This is a genomic window from Providencia sp. wls1943 (assembly GCF_009706275.1).
GTDB lineage: Bacteria > Pseudomonadota > Gammaproteobacteria > Enterobacterales > Enterobacteriaceae > Providencia > Providencia zhijiangensis.
In genome coordinates, this window is record NZ_WLTU01000011.1 from 13,128 (window position 1) to 29,217 (window position 16,090).

At 43.5% G+C, this 16,090-nt stretch carries 15 protein-coding genes; 3 read left to right on the top strand and 12 right to left on the bottom strand.

Annotated features, from left to right (window positions below):
* Positions 1 to 11 precede the first annotated feature (11 nt).
* Entirely contained in the window at positions 12 to 557 is a 546-nt protein-coding gene (locus GKR48_RS05120) for a toxin-antitoxin system YwqK family antitoxin (RefSeq protein ID WP_154627282.1), read from the top strand.
* 76 nt (positions 558 to 633) lie between these two features.
* Here GKR48_RS05120 and trpS read toward each other — a convergent pair whose 3' ends face one another.
* The 11 genes from trpS to pilM form a co-directional block, all read right to left on the bottom strand.
* Entirely contained in the window at positions 634 to 1,677 is a 1,044-nt protein-coding gene (gene trpS, locus GKR48_RS05125) for a tryptophan--tRNA ligase (RefSeq protein WP_154627283.1), read from the bottom strand.
* A gap of 80 nt (positions 1,678 to 1,757) precedes the next feature.
* The gene (locus GKR48_RS05130; RefSeq protein ID WP_154627284.1) at positions 1,758 to 2,444 is read right to left on the bottom strand and encodes a phosphoglycolate phosphatase; all 687 of its coding nucleotides are present in this window, start codon (positions 2,442 to 2,444) and stop codon (positions 1,758 to 1,760) included.
* On the bottom strand, positions 2,441 to 3,115 hold the full coding sequence (gene rpe, locus GKR48_RS05135; RefSeq protein WP_108479679.1) for a ribulose-phosphate 3-epimerase: 675 nt from the start codon (positions 3,113 to 3,115) through the stop codon (positions 2,441 to 2,443). Before rpe ends, GKR48_RS05130 begins: the two co-directional genes overlap by 4 nt.
* A gap of 36 nt (positions 3,116 to 3,151) precedes the next feature.
* The gene (dam, locus tag GKR48_RS05140; protein ID WP_154627285.1) at positions 3,152 to 3,988 is read right to left on the bottom strand and encodes an adenine-specific DNA-methyltransferase; all 837 of its coding nucleotides are present in this window, start codon (positions 3,986 to 3,988) and stop codon (positions 3,152 to 3,154) included.
* Positions 3,989 to 4,071: 83 nt separating this feature from the next.
* Positions 4,072 to 5,001 (bottom strand): SPOR domain-containing protein, encoded by a 930-nt coding sequence (locus GKR48_RS05145; protein WP_154627286.1) that lies wholly within the window; start codon positions 4,999 to 5,001, stop codon positions 4,072 to 4,074.
* Positions 5,002 to 5,285: 284 nt separating this feature from the next.
* Positions 5,286 to 6,374 (bottom strand): 3-dehydroquinate synthase, encoded by a 1,089-nt coding sequence (gene aroB / locus GKR48_RS05150; RefSeq protein WP_154627287.1) that lies wholly within the window; start codon positions 6,372 to 6,374, stop codon positions 5,286 to 5,288.
* Positions 6,375 to 6,414: 40 nt separating this feature from the next.
* Positions 6,415 to 6,936, bottom strand: a complete 522-nt coding sequence (gene aroK / locus GKR48_RS05155) for a shikimate kinase AroK (RefSeq protein WP_036950109.1) — start codon at positions 6,934 to 6,936, stop codon at positions 6,415 to 6,417.
* A gap of 505 nt (positions 6,937 to 7,441) precedes the next feature.
* Positions 7,442 to 8,485 carry a transporter gene (locus GKR48_RS05160; protein WP_154627288.1) on the bottom strand — a complete coding sequence of 348 codons (1,044 nt, stop codon included), beginning with the start codon at positions 8,483 to 8,485 and terminating at the stop codon, positions 7,442 to 7,444.
* Positions 8,472 to 9,014: a hypothetical protein gene (locus GKR48_RS05165; protein ID WP_154627289.1), complete on the bottom strand. Its 543-nt coding sequence runs from the start codon at positions 9,012 to 9,014 to the stop codon at positions 8,472 to 8,474. Before GKR48_RS05165 ends, GKR48_RS05160 begins: the two co-directional genes overlap by 14 nt.
* Complete coding sequence (locus GKR48_RS05170; protein WP_154627290.1) at positions 9,007 to 9,546, bottom strand: PilN domain-containing protein; 540 nt, start codon at positions 9,544 to 9,546, stop codon at positions 9,007 to 9,009. Before GKR48_RS05170 ends, GKR48_RS05165 begins: the two co-directional genes overlap by 8 nt.
* A gap of 1 nt (position 9,547) precedes the next feature.
* Entirely contained in the window at positions 9,548 to 10,393 is an 846-nt protein-coding gene (pilM, locus tag GKR48_RS05175) for a pilus assembly protein PilM (RefSeq protein WP_154627291.1), read from the bottom strand.
* A 116-nt stretch (positions 10,394 to 10,509) separates the two neighbouring features.
* Here pilM and mrcA point away from each other — a divergent pair, with 116 nt between their 5' ends.
* Positions 10,510 to 13,050, top strand: a complete 2,541-nt coding sequence (gene mrcA / locus GKR48_RS05180) for a peptidoglycan glycosyltransferase/peptidoglycan DD-transpeptidase MrcA (protein WP_272521967.1) — start codon at positions 10,510 to 10,512, stop codon at positions 13,048 to 13,050.
* A 96-nt stretch (positions 13,051 to 13,146) separates the two neighbouring features.
* On the opposite strand, the gene nudE is transcribed toward mrcA, so the two are convergent.
* Positions 13,147 to 13,701 carry an ADP compounds hydrolase NudE gene (gene nudE, locus GKR48_RS05185; protein WP_108479672.1) on the bottom strand — a complete coding sequence of 185 codons (555 nt, stop codon included), beginning with the start codon at positions 13,699 to 13,701 and terminating at the stop codon, positions 13,147 to 13,149.
* Positions 13,702 to 13,978: 277 nt separating this feature from the next.
* On the opposite strand from nudE, the gene GKR48_RS05190 reads away from it, so the two are divergent.
* The gene (locus GKR48_RS05190; protein ID WP_154627293.1) at positions 13,979 to 16,078 is read left to right on the top strand and encodes an IgaA/UmoB family intracellular growth attenuator; all 2,100 of its coding nucleotides are present in this window, start codon (positions 13,979 to 13,981) and stop codon (positions 16,076 to 16,078) included.
* Positions 16,079 to 16,090 lie beyond the last annotated feature (12 nt).

The window sequence follows — 16,090 nt, forward strand, 5'->3', positions numbered from 1 at the left end:
AAAGGGTTGTTATGAAAACGACTAATATCGCCATGGCATTTTCTGTTGCCTTCATGTTGTCTGGCTGCCTTTTTCAGCCAGCACCTCAGTATGACAACAAGGGTGTACAGTTAGATGAGTTTAAAGAGCTAGAAAGCTTGAGAATGCCAGAGCTGGATATTCCTGAAGGAGCACCGGACGGGGACTATATCGAACGTTATGGAAATGGTGCCATTCAGTTTAAATCGTGGGTGAAAAACAACTGCTTAGATAAGAGCATCACGGTTTATTATAAAAATGGTCAGCCAAAAATGTTTATTCCTATAAAAAATTGCAAAGTGGATGGCGTCATTAAGTCTTACCATCCTAATGGGAATTTAGATACTGAGATGGGATACAGTAATGACCGACTCAACGGCGATTATAAATCCTACTACGATACACCGAAAAATAATCTACATCTTAAAACGAGTTTTGTGAATGGAGTCGCGGAAGGTGTTCTTGAAGAGCGTGGACAAGATGGCGAGCTATTAAAGCAGGGACTGATTAAAGACGGTAAGTTATACACCGCGAAGTAAGTGGACTACAGATAAAATAAAAGCCAATTAACAGTGAGAGTTAATTGGCTTTTTGCTATTAAATAGCGACTTAAGATTACAGCTGTGGACGTTTCACAAAGCCGATCGCATTGTAAACCTTGTCTAAGGTTTCTTGAGCGCGAGCCGCTGCTTTCGTCGCGCCTTCATCCATAATTTGGTTTAGCAGCGCTTCATTGTTGCGGAACTCATGGTAACGAGCTTGTAAGTTAGTCAACATGTCAGAAACTGCTTCAGCGACAGCACCTTTCAGATGACCGTACATTTGGCCTTCAAACTCGGCTTCCAGCGTTTTCACGCTTTTGCCTGTCACGCCAGCAAGGATATCTAACAGGTTAGAAACACCCGCTTTGTTTTCAACATCGTAGCAAATACGTGGTGGCTCTTCAGAGTCGGTCATTGCGCGTTTGATTTTCTTCACAACGGATTTCGGATCTTCCAACAGCGCAATCACGTTATTGCGGTTGTCATCAGACTTAGACATTTTCTTGGTTGGCTCTTGTAATGCCATCACGCGTGCGCCGCCATCGGTTGGGATAAATGGCTCTGGTACGGTGAAAATATCCCCGTAAATGGCATTGAAGCGCTGAGCAATATCACGGCTCAGTTCAAGGTGCTGTTTCTGGTCAATTCCAACAGGAACTTGGTTAGTTTGATAAACCAGAATATCGGCAGCCATCAGAACTGGGTAGTCAAACAGACCCGCGTTGATGTTTTCTGAATGACGAGCAGATTTATCTTTGAACTGGGTCATGCGGCTCAGTTCGCCGAAATAGGTGTAGCAGTTTAGCGCCCAGCTCAGTTGTGCATGTTGTGGTACATGTGACTGAACAAAAATGGTGCTTTTCTTCGGATCAATACCGCACGCTAAGTAGAGCGCTAATGTATCGAGGGTTCTTTTACGCAGCTCAACAGGGTCTTGGCGAACGGTGATCGCGTGTTGGTCAACGATACAGTAGATGCAATCATAATCATCTTGCATCTTAACCCACTGACGTAACGCACCCATGTAGTTACCGATGGTTAATTCACCGGAAGGCTGTGCGCCGCTGAATACAATAGGTTTCTGGGTTTGTTTAGATTTCTCAGTGGGAGTGCTCATTTCTTTGTATGTCCTTGTAGTATTTTTATACCCTGTTAAGTTTCGAGTCACACCGTTGGCGACTCGAATTATTGGGGATTTTATTTTGATAAATCAATAACGGAGAGTAGCTCAGAAAAGTGGCTTAACACGTAGCTAGGCTCGGTAGTTGCAATTGGTTCACCATAGTTGTAACCGTAGGTTAACCCTACGCTTGGGCAGCCTGCATTGTGGGCTGCGATAATATCATTACGGGAATCGCCGACAAAAAGCAATTCTTCTTTGCGTAAACCGAACTGGCCCATTGTTAAATAGAGCGGCGCTGGGTGCGGTTTGGTTTTCACCACATCGTCGCCACCAAGCACTAATGAAAAGTAGCTATCGATGCCCAGTTTTTCTAATAATGGCGCCACAAATGGGGTTGGTTTGTTAGTCACAATTGCCATTGGCAAGTTGTGTTTCGCAATTATTTCGAGAGTCTCTTTGACTTCAGGGAACAACTGACTACCGGTATTTACGGTGGTTGCATAATGTTCATCGAAGCGGATGCGAGCTTGCTTTTTTAGCTCTGGCGTGACCGTCATACCCGCCCATTCTAGCGCTCGCTGCACAAGCATATCTGCGCCGTTGCCGACCCAGATGGAGACTCGCTCTTTGCCTGCTGGAGGTAGATTTAGTTCTTCGAGGGTTCTGTCGATGGCGTCGGCTAAACCGCCGGCGCTGTCAACAAGGGTTCCATCTAAATCAAACGCAATCGCTTTAATACTCTCTAAAACCGCATATGTCATTGAGATACCTTTTTCAATTCTTGGCGCATTTCATCGATGACTTTTTTGTAATCAGGCTGATCAAAAATCGCGGAGCCAGCAACGAAGGTGTCTGCACCTGCTGCGGCAATTTCTGCAATGTTATTGACCTTCACGCCACCATCGACTTCTAAACGAATATCATAACCACTTTCGTCAATCAGTTTACGAACTTGGCGCAATTTGTTCAGGGTTTGTGGGATAAATGATTGACCACCGAAGCCTGGGTTAACCGACATCAGCAGGATCATATCGACTTTATCCATCACATAATCGAGATAGCTAAGTGGGGTCGCTGGGTTAAATACCAGACCCGCTGTACAACCGTTTTCTTTGATGAGTTGCAAGGTTCTATCGATGTGCTCGCTGGCTTCTGGGTGGAAGCTAATGTGAGTTGCACCCGCTTTAGCGAAATCCGGAATAATGCGATCGACCGGTTTAACCATTAAGTGAACATCAATCGGGGCGGTAATACCGTAGTTGCGCAGGGCTTTACAGATTGGTGCACCGAACGTGAGGTTCGGTACATAGTGATTGTCCATCACATCGAAATGGACAATGTCTGCGCCTGCAGCAAGAACTTTGGCGGTATCTTCGCCTAAACGTGCAAAGTCAGCAGATAAAATAGATGGGGCAATGAGAAAATCTTTCATAATTGTCTCCGATTATTCGTCGTTATCTGACAGCACCTATGGTTTTTTAGATGCTCCCGCTTCCGCATATAAAGCCAAAAGCTCATTGACTTTGGCACGGTTCGAAATATTTCTACTAATGGTGCGACGCACTTTTACGATATGCAACTGTGCTTGATAATACCACTCTCGGGTCACTGGGGTCTCATGATTTGAGATAAGAACTGGGATCTTGCGCTCAGATGACAACTTATGTGCCAAAAAAGCCAGATTCTGTTGTTCTTGCGCACTAAAGGCGTTGGTGTGATAGGCCGTAAAGTTAGCGGTCTCAGACAGAGGTGCATAAGGTGGATCGCAGTAGATGACTGAGCCATCCTGCGCATCGAGTAATGTTTTGCTGTAAGACTGCGTCACAAAGGTCGCTTTCTGGGCTTTTTCAGCAAACCACAGTAATTCGTCTTTCGGAAAATAGGGTTTCTTATAGCGTCCGAAAGGCACATTGAATTCACCGCTTAGGTTATAGCGGCATAACCCGTTATAACAGTGGCGGTTAAGATACAAAAAGAGAATGCTACGTTTAGCAGGGTCATCTGATTGGTTAAATGCTTGGCGCATTAAATAATACTGTTCAGAGGTATTAAATTCAGGTGTGAACAGTTGCTGAGCTTCTTCGATAAAAGCATCAGAGCGATATTTAACCGTGTTGTAGAGGTTGATGAGATCGCTGTTAATATCCGCAAGTACGTACGAATCGTAGTTGGTATTTAAAAATACCGATCCTGCACCAACAAAAGGTTCTATTAAGCAATCTCCTTGTGGAAGATGTTTTTTGATCTCGTCCACAAGCGGGTATTTACCCCCAGCCCATTTTAAAAAAGCGCGTTTTTTTTTCATGCCGTCTTATTATTACAATCGTTTAAGAGCCGCCACTTGGCGGCTCTTTCAGGACAACATTATGCGCCCGGGGAAAAACGTTGTTATTTTTGATCCTGTTTAACTTGTTTCATATTACGCACCCACGGTTTTTTCGCTTGCACTGCGGCTGGTAAGGACGCAATTGCACTTTTTGCTTCGCTCACTGAGCTGTAATTTCCGTGGATCAATACATACCAAGTCTGACCATTACGAATGGTTTTATACACTTGATAGTTAGCAAGTTTATTCTCTTTTGCGAAAGCTTCCAGTGTATCTGAACGACTTGCGCTACTTAATTGCAATGTATAGCTTCCAGAGGGTGCTGCAACGGTACTACCACCTTGGCTTGTGCTGGTTGCAGGCTTAGTGGTTGTTTTTGGCTGAGCAGGTTGTTTTTGTTCAACTGGCTTAGTCGCTTTTGGTTGCGTTTTCTCTGGTGTGACTGGTTTTACTGTTGGCTGTTTTTCCACAGATTTAACTTGCGGAGGCGTCAACGGTGTCACATTTTGTGGTGGCGTCGTGGTACTTTCAGACGGCAGGTTTTGACCTTGGTTGAGAGCATCGGCAACATCACCAGGAATTTCAATACGTTCACCAAGACCATTTTGTTGGGTCTGAGTGTCTGCTTGAGTTGGCATTGGGTTAATTTGCTGACCATTTAACTCTTGCGCTTGACCTGTTTGAGGTTGCGTTGTGGATTGAGTATCTGAGTTGGTCAGTGATGAAGAACCTGATAAATCGATATTACGCTGATTAGCGCTATCATTTTGTAATTTCTCATGTTCTGTTGGTGCTTTTAATGCGGAACTGATTGCAATGATCAGTAGCAGCAGCACTAAAACGCCGACACCGATCATGATGTGTTGACGTGATAACGCAATTTTTGGCTTAGCTGCCGCAGCAGGACGCGCACGTCCGGTTGGTCTATCTGATGTATCAGGCCTTAAATCATTCTGCACTTGAGGCTGATTGTCTGGTTTAAATTCGTCCATTTTCCTCTCCCGAAATTAGTTCGCCTGTGTAGAGATAAAATGTCTCTTATCATTACGACCTGTTCACGACTAAGCAATTGCTTCTGCTCACTTTTAAAGAATAGATTGTTTAGCAATTTCATTCCAATTTCAATGAGATTGCGACCACCTTACTTCGTTACTCGTTATAGGTGCTAGGCGTGCGTATAATTTAACGGCTTTAGTTGATATCTGCCAGTAACATTTTAAAACCCCTGAAAATATTCAGAAGCCAATTAATGCTTTTTACTTAGTTCAGTAATGATTTATGGCATGCAAGCCGAAATAGCGGCAATGACTGTTGAGGCATCCACATCGGAACGCATTTCTGAATTACCGATAGTGGTTGGAAGGATAAGATGCAATTTGCCTCCCATGACTTTTTTATCTCGCATCATGTGAGGTAAATAGTCATCAGGTTGCATTTTTGCAGGACCAGTAACAGGTAGCTCGGCACGCTTTAAAAGGGCGATGATGCGTTCTGTTTGTTCCGAGGTAAATTGACCAATCAGCTCAGCGGTTTTTGCAGCCATAACCATACCAGCAGCAACAGCTTCTCCATGGAGCCATACGCCGTAGCCCATTTCGGCTTCGATAGCATGACCAAAGGTATGCCCTAAATTTAATAGTGCACGTAGCCCGCTGGTTTCTTTTTCATCGGCGGCGACCACTTGTGCTTTCAGCTCGCAACAACGGCGAATGCAGTACGCCATGGCTTGGTTATCTAATGCCATTAACGCATCGATATTTTTTTCTAACCAGCTAAAAAATTCACCATCAAGAATGATGCCGTATTTAATGACTTCGGCCAGACCAGAAGAGAGTTCGCGCTTAGGTAAGGTTTTTAAACAATCAAGGTCAATCACGACAGATGCCGGTTGATAAAATGCCCCGATCATATTTTTACCCAAAGGGTGGTTAACAGCGGTTTTTCCACCAACCGAAGAGTCCACTTGGGAGAGTAACGTCGTAGGAACTTGAATGAAGCGCACACCACGCTGGTAGCTGGCTGCTGCGAATCCAGTTAAGTCACCGATTACTCCCCCACCAAGGGCGATGAGGGTAGTGTCACGGTTATGGTGCTTTTCGAGTAATGCCGTAAAAACATCATTCATGATGAATAAAGATTTGTACTGTTCGCCATCAGGTAAGACGATGGAATCGACTTTGACACCTGAGGCTTCAAGGACGGTTTGGATCTTATGTAGGTAAAGCGGAGCGAGAGTTTCGTTAGTCACTATCATTGCTCGCTGACCCGCAGTTAGTGGCCAAAATGCATCCTTTCCTTGGTACAAACCAGGTGCAATATTGATTGGATAACTGCGTTCATCCAGAGTAACAGTGACTTTTTCCATCTTGCTTTACCTTGAATTCATGACTTCTGATGTATAAAAATTAGTTTTTTTCTAACATTTCAATGATTTGGTTGGCAACAACTTTTGCGCTTTGCTCATCAGTATGAATTGTTATATCCGCTATCTCTTCATACATAGGATTGCGTTCATCGGCTAACTTTTCTAAAACTTCGCGAGCGGGCTCATCCACTTGTAAAAGAGGGCGTTTTTTATCACGTTGTGTGCGGGATAGTTGCTTCTCAATGGTGGTTTCGAGATACACGACAACCCCACGAGCGGACAAGCGGTTACGCGTCTCTTTGGATTTAACAGAGCCACCACCTGTCGCTAAGACAATGCCTTGCTTTTCAGTGAGTTCATTGATGACTTTCTCTTCGCGATCGCGAAAGCCTTCTTCACCTTCTAGGTCGAATACCCAACCTACATCTGCGCCGGTGCGTTTTTCAATCTCGTGATCGGAGTCAAAGAACTCCATATTAAGCTGTTGAGCTAACTGACGACCAATAGTGCTTTTTCCGGCTCCCATTGGTCCAACCAGAAAGATATTGCGTTTCTCTGCCATGTTTTTTGGTATTACTACGATTATTCGTTAATGATCACCCGCCCCGCCAATCGAATTAGCGGCGGGACCTAAACTGAAACCTCATAAGTGATGATGTGAGATCAGATAAGAAAATTATCTCAATACATCAACCTGAATTGCAACTATATAAATATGGCACTTAGAAAACAAAGTGCCATATTCTTCGTTGCGGGTTTCTATATATTTGAGCCGTCTACATTACATAATGCACTGTTTAGCGAGCTTATTAGCAGGTTGTTTATTCTACTAAATGAATGGAACCTGTTAATTATAAAGCAAAATTTCTGTAGCTATTTTATAAGCGGCTGATAGTTTGTTCTTTCATCTACCGATAGTTAGAACACTCAATGGATAACCTTGTATGCTAAAACGACCTCAGCGTCAAATTTATCCGGTATGTTTATGGCACAAAAAGTAATAATTTCACGGTACTTTGAGGAATTAAACATTCAACTAATTGAATGTATAGGCGTTATTTTTTACGCTAAATCTTAATAAGTTTTGGTGTAATAAATACCAGTAAAACACGTTTATCAACGTGTTGTGTCTTATTGATAAATAAACTCCCTAATAGCGGAATTTGTGAAAGAAATGGGATGCCTGAATCCGTTTTTTCTTGCTTCTGTTGAAAAATACCGCCAAGTATTAACGTATTATTATTTTTAATGGTGACAGAGGTTGCTATTTCTTGTTTATTAATGGCCAGATGTTGGCTGGGATTGATAGTGAGAGCGGCATCTGGGGAGTTATGACTGATTTTTAATACCATTTCCACTCTGTCATCTCGGGCAATGGTTGGTGTGACTTCCATACCTAATACCGCATCTTTAAACTGGACATGGCTTTTTTTATCGGAGGTGGTGACATAGGGAATTTCGCTGCCTTGTTGGATGCTGGCGGGCTGTTTGTGGGATGCCACCAAGCGTGGGCTCGCAATAATCGACAGTAAATTTTCTTTTTCTAGTGCGTTCAGCTTCATTTCAAGTAAGCCTTCCCCGAGCTGTAATACATTCAATGCCATTTGCCCTGATTGGCTGCTGTAACGGTTATAGCGGCTATGGTGCCCATCAGTCGCTGACTCTCCTAGCATTCCCCACTCTAAGCCTAGTGCTTGTAAAGCAGTGCGCGAACTACTGATGATGTGGGCGGTGATTTGCACTTGCTGCTGGGGAATATCTTTTTGAACAAGCCATGTTTCAATTAATGTCAAGCGCTCTTTGGTGTCAGTAATAATCACACTGTTGGTGGTGACATCAAAGTGGGCGATGCCTTTATCGGATAGTAGGCGCATGTCAGGCTCCGTGAGCTGTTGATGAACGGTTTGAGCATCGATAGAGACTAATGGAAAAATTTTTTCGGTGAGAATTATTTCCGGCGCTTTAGGTGGAATGATGGTGTCTAAGAGCTGGGTATCTTCTTCTGTTGGGGATATGGGTTCAAAAGGGTCTCGGGGTGTTTCGGCATACCCGAAGAAAGAGCCGCATAGCATTAACATTAATATGGGAACGAAAAAATTAGTGTTGCTCATTAGGTTGTTCATCCTTGATAAATGAGAGCGATAAATTGGCAGTGAGTTGCTGATTTTTAGCCGTCAAAATAACGTCAGAAAATTGCCAATGTTGCTGGAGTAGCGTATGGGTGAGTGATTGCATAAATTCGAGGAGATCCTTAAATTTTCCTTGGATCTCAAGTTGGTACTCAGAATTCAACGGATCCGATGACTGAAGCTGATTTAAGACAACATTGTTATTTGCAATGAGCTGCTGTAAGTGCAGAACAAAGAACTGAGGATCTAAAGTAATTTCTTCATTAGAAGGGAATGAAGCGAGTTCCTGTGCTAGCCAAACCCGAGTCGGATTTTGGGCGAAAAACTGGCTACTTACTTGATTTTGTCGGTGCAAGACAGAACCGTTTTGTTGTAAATCTACCCATTGATTTTGCTTGTCTTGCAATATGAAGGTATAGCCAGCGGCAATGCTTACCACCAAAATCAACGATATCGTTAAATATTGCTGCCAAAGGGGGCGGTACCAAAAAGCGGCAAAGTGTTTATTCATCAACGACACCTCGATAATCGGCAATAAGGTGCAGTTGGTTAATGGCAGCAACCCGCCGTAACGTACGCAGTTGCACGTTATCAACTTGGGGTGCTTGGTCAAATTGGGTTAACAGTAAGTTCAGGTCTTGAAAGCGATAACTGAGCGCTTTAATTTCTAAACGACCTTCACGTAGTTGAAAGGAGGATAGCCAGCTTTTAGATGGCGTGAGATTGGATAGCGACCTTAATAGGTTGAGTAAGGCATGGTTATGTTGCGCATAGGCTTGACGCTGATTTTGCTGAAGCGTGAATTTTTCTAGCTGTTGTTGTTGCGCTTGTAATTGTGTCTTTAGCTGTTCAATGTGCTGTTGATGTTTCTGTTGAGCTGCAAGGTATAAATGGGCTTGCGATATATCCTCTAGAAGCAAACTGATTAAATAACCAAAGATAACGATAACAGAAATACAGCTGATCCCCGTCACCATTAAAAAATAGCGTCGTTGGCGAGTGAGCTTATCGGTTCGCCAAGGTAGGAAGTTAACCTGATACATATTAAAGATCCCCATGACGCAGAGCCAGCCCTGCGGCAATCACAAAATCCCCCAATTGGCGGGGTAATTTGATGGGGTATTGATGAAAAGCTTGCAGTAAATCCCATCGATATTCAACGCCTTGAATATCGTGGTCACTAATACAGTAAATCGGTAATTTTAAGGCTTCAGGATCGTCAGTTAATAAGGATTGAATTTGGTTAATGTGCACTGACTGATTATCTTGAGCCGGATTATCGCTTTGAATATGACTATAACTTGCAGGTTGGCTGATAGGTCCTGACCAAAACCATTCGTTTTGGCGATAGTAAACAAGCCAACATTCGTTAGGCAACTGAGCATGCCGAGCAAGGTAACGTAGCGCGATGGGGGCAATATCGACAGCTAGCAAGTGGTAGCCGCTCTCCTGTAATAAATCTTGCCAAAAGGTAATATCAGATTGGCGTGCGGCATTGAAGTAAACTTGTTGTCCAATGATCCGATAATCTACAGCAAGCTCTTGAGCTTGCATGGGGAAAAGTTGGTCAACTTGCGCCTGTAAATACCAGCTTAGTTCTGGTTGCTGTAGGCTCATTTGGTTGGGAAGTGAGATTTGTTTTTGGAGCGATCTCAATGAGGGTAACGCAATAGAAACAGAACAGTTTTTAGGTAATTTCTGACGCCATTGTCGCAGAATATTGCGTAAAATTACGCGGTGTTCATCAAGGGCATGCAATGCGCTGTCAAAAGGTAGTGCTTGTTGCCAGCATTCACATAACGACCAGAATTTGCGATGTTTTTTTACTGCAACTAACTGAATGTGGTGCTGTGATAGCTCAATTCCGATGTGCCATTTTGGTGAATACATACATAATATCCTTATCATTAACAATTAAATTACGTTTTCTATTGTGCTGTATAAGCTTTATACTATGCAGTAGTGATATCTAAACCCGCCTGTCAGTTGCATATGGGAATTCTTCGGTGAAGTTCGTAAAATATTTTTTAATTCTGGTTTTCTGTTGCATTTTTTTGGGAAGCGCCTCGATTTATGGCATGTACAAATATGTCGAAGGTGAGCTGCCTGATGTCGCAACAATGAAAGACATTCGTCTGCAAACGCCAATGCAGGTATTCAGTGCAGACAATGAACTGATCGCCCAATATGGTGAAAAACGCCGTATTCCATTGCCATTAGCTGACATTCCTCCGATGTTAGTGCATGCCTTTATTGCAACAGAAGATAGCCGCTTCTATGAGCACCACGGTATTGATCCCATTGGTATTTTCCGTGCAGTGACTGTGATGGCTTCATCGGGTCATGCATCGCAAGGGGCGAGTACCATTACTCAGCAGCTGGCGAGAAACTTTTATTTAAGCCCAGAAAAAACCTTGATGCGTAAAGCAAAAGAGGCATTTTTGGCAATTCGTATCGAACAGTTATTTACCAAAGATGAAATTATGGAGCTGTACCTGAATAAAATTTATTTAGGTAACCGTGCTTATGGTGTGGGGGCCGCCGCTTATGTTTATTTTGGTAAAACAGTCAATGAGTTGACGTTGAGTGAAATGGCGATGATTGCTGGTCTACCGAAAGCGCCGTCAACATTCAACCCACTTTACTCTTATGACCGTGCGGTTAACCGCCGTAACGTAGTACTAATGCGGATGTTAGAAGAAAAATACATCACGCAAGACCAGTACGAGCAAGCGAAAAGCGAAAAAATTGTCGCCTCTTATCACGCTCCAAAAGTGGATTTTTCCGCGCCTTATTTAGCGGAAATGGCACGCCAAACGATGTATGAAAAATACGGTGAAGATGCTTATACCGATGGTTATAAGGTGTACACCACGGTTGTGCGTAAAGACCAGTTAGCGGCGACCGAAGCCGTACGTAATAATTTGATAGATTACGATATTCGCCATGGTTATCGCGGTCCTGCGGAAGTGTTATGGAGTGGAAGCCAAGCCGCATGGGATAAAGAGAAAATCCTGGAGAAACTGAAAAAATTACCGAACTACGGCTCATTGGTTCCGGCTGTCGTTCTTTCGGCAAGTAGCAGCGATGCGAAAGTGATGCTGGCGGATGGCTCGGACATCCAAATTACGATGGCGGGTGTGCGCTGGGCGCGTAAGTTTATTTCGGATACTCAGCAAGGTGGCACGCCATCTGCGGTGAACAAAGTTGTGCAGCCGGGTGAGCAAATTTGGGTTCGTCAGGTTAAAGATAGCTGGTGGTTAGCACAAGTCCCTGATGTGAACGCGGCATTTGTTGCATTGAATCCGAATGATGGTGCAGTGATAGCCCTTGTGGGTGGTTTTGATTTTAATATGAGTGAATTTAACCGCGTGACGCAATCATTGCGCCAAGTGGGCTCAAATATTAAGCCATTCTTGTATACCGCTGCGATGGATAAAGGCTTAACGTTAGCGTCATTACTCAATGACGTGCCGATTAGCCGTTGGGATGCGGGCGCCGGTTCAGACTGGCGTCCGAAGAACTCACCACCGCGCTATGCGGGTCCTATTCGTCTACGCCAAGGCTTAGGTGAATCGAAAAACGTGGTGATGGTACGTGCGATGCGCGCCATGGGTGTGGATTATGCCGCGGATTATTTAACGCGTTTTGGTTTCCCGAAAGAGAATATTAACCGCACAGAAGCGTTGGCGTTGGGCGCTCCATCATTTACCCCAATGCAAATGGTGCGTGGTTACGCCGTGATGGTGAACGGGGGATACCTTGTTGATCCTTACTATATTTTGAAGATTGAGAATCACAGCGATGAAGTGATTTTCGAAGCGAAACCAAAAATTGCATGCCCAGAGTGTACAAATATTCCGGTCATTTATGGGGATACAGCACGTACGATTGCGTTGAGTGATTCTGAAGGCGAAGATGCAACAGAGGAAGTAACTCAGTCGAATAATAATGTGATGGAACAAGAGCCAACCATGGCACTGTCTACGGCTGCAGAGCAGCAGAGCCCTGAAGACCAATATGCCCCGCATGTTATTAGTACACCGCTGGCGTTCTTAATTCGCGATGCGATGGTAACAAATATTTATGGTGAGCCAGGTTGGTCAGGTACTGGTTGGCGTGCGGGTCGTGATCTGGGTGGTCGTCGAGACATTGGCGGGAAAACAGGTACCACGAATAGCTCGAAAGATGCGTGGTTCTCCGGCTATGGCCCCGATATTGTCGCTTCTGCATGGATTGGCTTCGATGATAACAAGCGCACATTAGGCCGTACTGGAATAAGTGGTGGTGAAGCGGGAGCGAAGAGTGCTCAGCCGATTTGGGATGACTTCATGAAAGCAGCCCTTGACGGTGTTCCGGTGAAAATCATGCAACCGCCAAAAGGGATTATTTCAGTCACTATTGATACTCGTACAGGTAAACTCTCATCCGGCGGACCTTCTCGTAGTGAATACTTTATCGAAGGAACTGAGCCGAAAGAGCGCGCGGTACAAGAGGTTGGAACGACCATTTCAACGGAAAATGGAGTCAGCCAAGAGCTATTCTAATGAGCTGTTTTGAGCGTAAATAAACTGCACCCCATCGCCGTTTGGCATGGGGTGTAATTATTTAGGGTGTTGAATAAATTGAATATTGATGTGGCGTTATTTCGCGTTATTCTTTAAGTAACGTTCCACATAAAACAACGCACTAATATTGCGGGCTTCGTTGAAGTCTGGGTGGTCAAGGAGCTCCATCATACGTGCAATCGGCCATTTGACTTGTTGCAGTGGTTCTGGCTCATCCCCCTCAAGTTTTTCGCTAAATAGGTCGTTAGCTATAAGTATGTTCATCTTGCTGGAAAAGTAAGATGGGGACATGGTGAGTTTTGCCAAAGGGGTAATTTGGCGAGCCCCATAACCGATTTCTTCTTTGAGTTCGCGCTGAGCAGCCTCAAGAGGGGCTTCTCCTGGGTCTACAGCTCCTTTAGGGAAGCCTAGCTCATAGTTTTCGATACCCACGGCGTATTCTCGGATCAGAATCAGGTGATCATCAATGATGGGGACGATAAGAACCGCTTCACGCTTTGCGGGGCGCATTCTTTCATAAACACGTTTTTCACCATTACTAAATTCGAGGTCAACAGATTGGATACTGAATAATTTTGATTTAGCAACATCTTGAATATTCAGGATTTTTGGTTTTTTTAACTCTGTCATAACGATTTCCGAATCAGGTGAATGGGATCCATGAGGGCAAGCATACATTGTCTTTAACTATGACGCATATCAAAAAAAAATGATAGAGAGTATAGGGTGGAGAAAATGCTGTTAGTATAATCTACTTATGAAAGTCGGACTGATTAATAAGTAAAACATTTTATTTACAACATATTGTAAAATAAAACAAAAACTGGAAGAGAATAGGAATTGGCTTATATAGTGAAAAGCATTACGTTGCTATGCTTTTTAGGTAGACAATTCTGTTGAGAAAAAAATGCTAAACACCGTCATTATACTGGCTCTGATCATAGCTAGCCTAATTATAATGGTTTCCGTTCTGTTTTTCTGGCGGGGACGGCGTTCTAGTGTCTATCAAATACCCTCTCTAGCGACACCCGCGTTTAAAAAAATGATTGAGTCTGATTTCCAGACTATCACCCAGTATCTTAATCACAGTGCATCTAAAAACCTTCATTCGTCTTCCCAAACTGCATGGCAAATACGAAAAAATGCCACGGTTGCCACTATCTGCAATGCCATTACGCGATTTAATTTGCGTCAAGAGCAAGGGCAGGGTTGGCGCTATTTTATTGATACGATTGAAGTGCAGTTGCCTTCTCAACTAGAACCGTTTTTACAACGACAAAATGTCATGGAAATTGTGGAAACGGATCATCTGCCTTTAATTGTTGCTCTCAATAGCCACTCATTGAAAGAATTTAGCTATGAATGGGAAGTTCCTTCAGAGGAGTCTAGGTCTCAACCTGAGGCTGATATCCATGAAGGGGAACCGAACACCATTCAATTGTTGAAGATGCGTAAGGAAAGTAAAGAGGAGCATCGACTCCATAATTCTTCTGGGTGGTTAGGGGCGATCGTGGTAAGCCTCAGTTTTTTTATCGGCTATCTGACGATTGTTTCTATTCCCATTTTTCAAGGATGGGGGCTGACACTAGCTGCAGTGGTGTTTATCCTCGGGATGTTTTTATTATTCCGTTTACGCCTTTTTCCTAAACCCTATCAAGATGTGCAATGTATTTATGGGCAAGCCAAACACTGGGAACTGTACGGAGAGTTAGATAAAAAGTACTCTTCTACCATTTCGATAGGGGGCGTGGACTTACACTATCCTAGCTATTGGCTTCCCTACTTAAAATATGAATTAGGCCACCCTACCAATATTGATCTCTATTCGACAGGAGAGGTATTACGATACGGTCGTTGTCTCTCTATTCATGAAGAGGAACGCTATTACCCCTATAAACGATTTAAAAAGAATGTGCTGATGTTTTTCAGTGCATTGTTCGTTTTGGTGATGGTGTTTTCTTATCAATCGATTAGCTTGCCAGTGAAATTAGGGTTTGCGTGGATTGAAGGTGCGAAAAAAGTCAGTGTCGTTGATCCTTCAGATTTAACCGCCCGTAAAATTAGAGTTGGAGATACATTATCAGCGAAGGGAATGGGGATGTGTTATCGACCACCTAATTTGAATGATGCCAACCAAGCGTTGTTTGTACCTTTCGATTGCTCGGGTGTGTATTGGAATAATATTAACCTGATTACTGAGCCGCAATCTGAGATTGTGAATCGAGCCACCGATTTATTGAATAGCGTAAAGAACCAATTGCATCCAGATAAAGATGCCGCGGGAATTAACCCAAGATTACAGCGTGAAATCATGAAATCTGGAATGAATATTATTTTCGATTTTTCAGAAATCATATTAAAAACCAACGCATTGTGTGATCAGCAAGATCATTGCATTAAACTCAAAAGCGCATTGTCTAACTTGGGTGGAAGTGTGGATGATTGGCCGGGGTTGGTGAATAAAGCGTCTTCAGGAAAATTAAGTGGTGCGCATGTTTTATTACGTGCAGGAAGTGCTGATGCCTTGGAAAACTTAGTTGAAGACACCACATATGATTTCATCAAGCAAGAACTTGAGAAGGAAGTTCGTAAACTCAATAGTCCACCACCGGGTGGGGTGTTGTTGATCAGCGATGAAAACCGTCCGCTGGTAGACTTAATGCCAGTGAGTTCACTGAGCGAAATGAACCAAGTCCAGCGATGGTATGAGTTAAAGCGTTTATCCAGCATTCTGATTAATACCCCGTTTGATGTTGAAGGGGTTATCACGAACATTTCGACAGATGCCAATGGCACATTGCAAGTGGTGGTTCATGAGCGCTTGGATGAAGATGTGTTATCAGAATATGTCTGCCGCTCAATGTTGGTTTTCTTCTTGATCATTTGTACCTTGATAAATGGAACATTAATTATTATTCGAGTTTTGAATAACAAACGGCGTTTGCGTAAAATCACTGAATATTACGATAAATGCTATGAGGCAGATAATCCTTCCGAGTCTAGATAGTATTATCCTTCC

What these genes read in the sequence shown, in the direction of transcription:
- GKR48_RS05120 (WP_154627282.1), top strand. Translation starts at nt 12, where the DNA reads ATGAAAACGACTAATATCGCCATGGCATTTTCTGTTGCCTTCATGTTG.
- trpS (WP_154627283.1), bottom strand. Translation starts at nt 1,677, where the DNA reads ATGAGCACTCCCACTGAGAAATCTAAACAAACCCAGAAACCTATTGTA.
- GKR48_RS05130 (WP_154627284.1), bottom strand. Translation starts at nt 2,444, where the DNA reads ATGACATATGCGGTTTTAGAGAGTATTAAAGCGATTGCGTTTGATTTA.
- rpe (WP_108479679.1), bottom strand. Translation starts at nt 3,115, where the DNA reads ATGAAAGATTTTCTCATTGCCCCATCTATTTTATCTGCTGACTTTGCA.
- dam (WP_154627285.1), bottom strand. Translation starts at nt 3,988, where the DNA reads ATGAAAAAAAAACGCGCTTTTTTAAAATGGGCTGGGGGTAAATACCCG.
- GKR48_RS05145 (WP_154627286.1), bottom strand. Translation starts at nt 5,001, where the DNA reads ATGGACGAATTTAAACCAGACAATCAGCCTCAAGTGCAGAATGATTTA.
- aroB (WP_154627287.1), bottom strand. Translation starts at nt 6,374, where the DNA reads ATGGAAAAAGTCACTGTTACTCTGGATGAACGCAGTTATCCAATCAAT.
- aroK (WP_036950109.1), bottom strand. Translation starts at nt 6,936, where the DNA reads ATGGCAGAGAAACGCAATATCTTTCTGGTTGGACCAATGGGAGCCGGA.
- GKR48_RS05160 (WP_154627288.1), bottom strand. Translation starts at nt 8,485, where the DNA reads ATGAGCAACACTAATTTTTTCGTTCCCATATTAATGTTAATGCTATGC.
- GKR48_RS05165 (WP_154627289.1), bottom strand. Translation starts at nt 9,014, where the DNA reads ATGAATAAACACTTTGCCGCTTTTTGGTACCGCCCCCTTTGGCAGCAA.
- GKR48_RS05170 (WP_154627290.1), bottom strand. Translation starts at nt 9,546, where the DNA reads ATGTATCAGGTTAACTTCCTACCTTGGCGAACCGATAAGCTCACTCGC.
- pilM (WP_154627291.1), bottom strand. Translation starts at nt 10,393, where the DNA reads ATGTATTCACCAAAATGGCACATCGGAATTGAGCTATCACAGCACCAC.
- nudE (WP_108479672.1), bottom strand. Translation starts at nt 13,701, where the DNA reads ATGACAGAGTTAAAAAAACCAAAAATCCTGAATATTCAAGATGTTGCT.
- GKR48_RS05190 (WP_154627293.1), top strand. Translation starts at nt 13,979, where the DNA reads ATGCTAAACACCGTCATTATACTGGCTCTGATCATAGCTAGCCTAATT.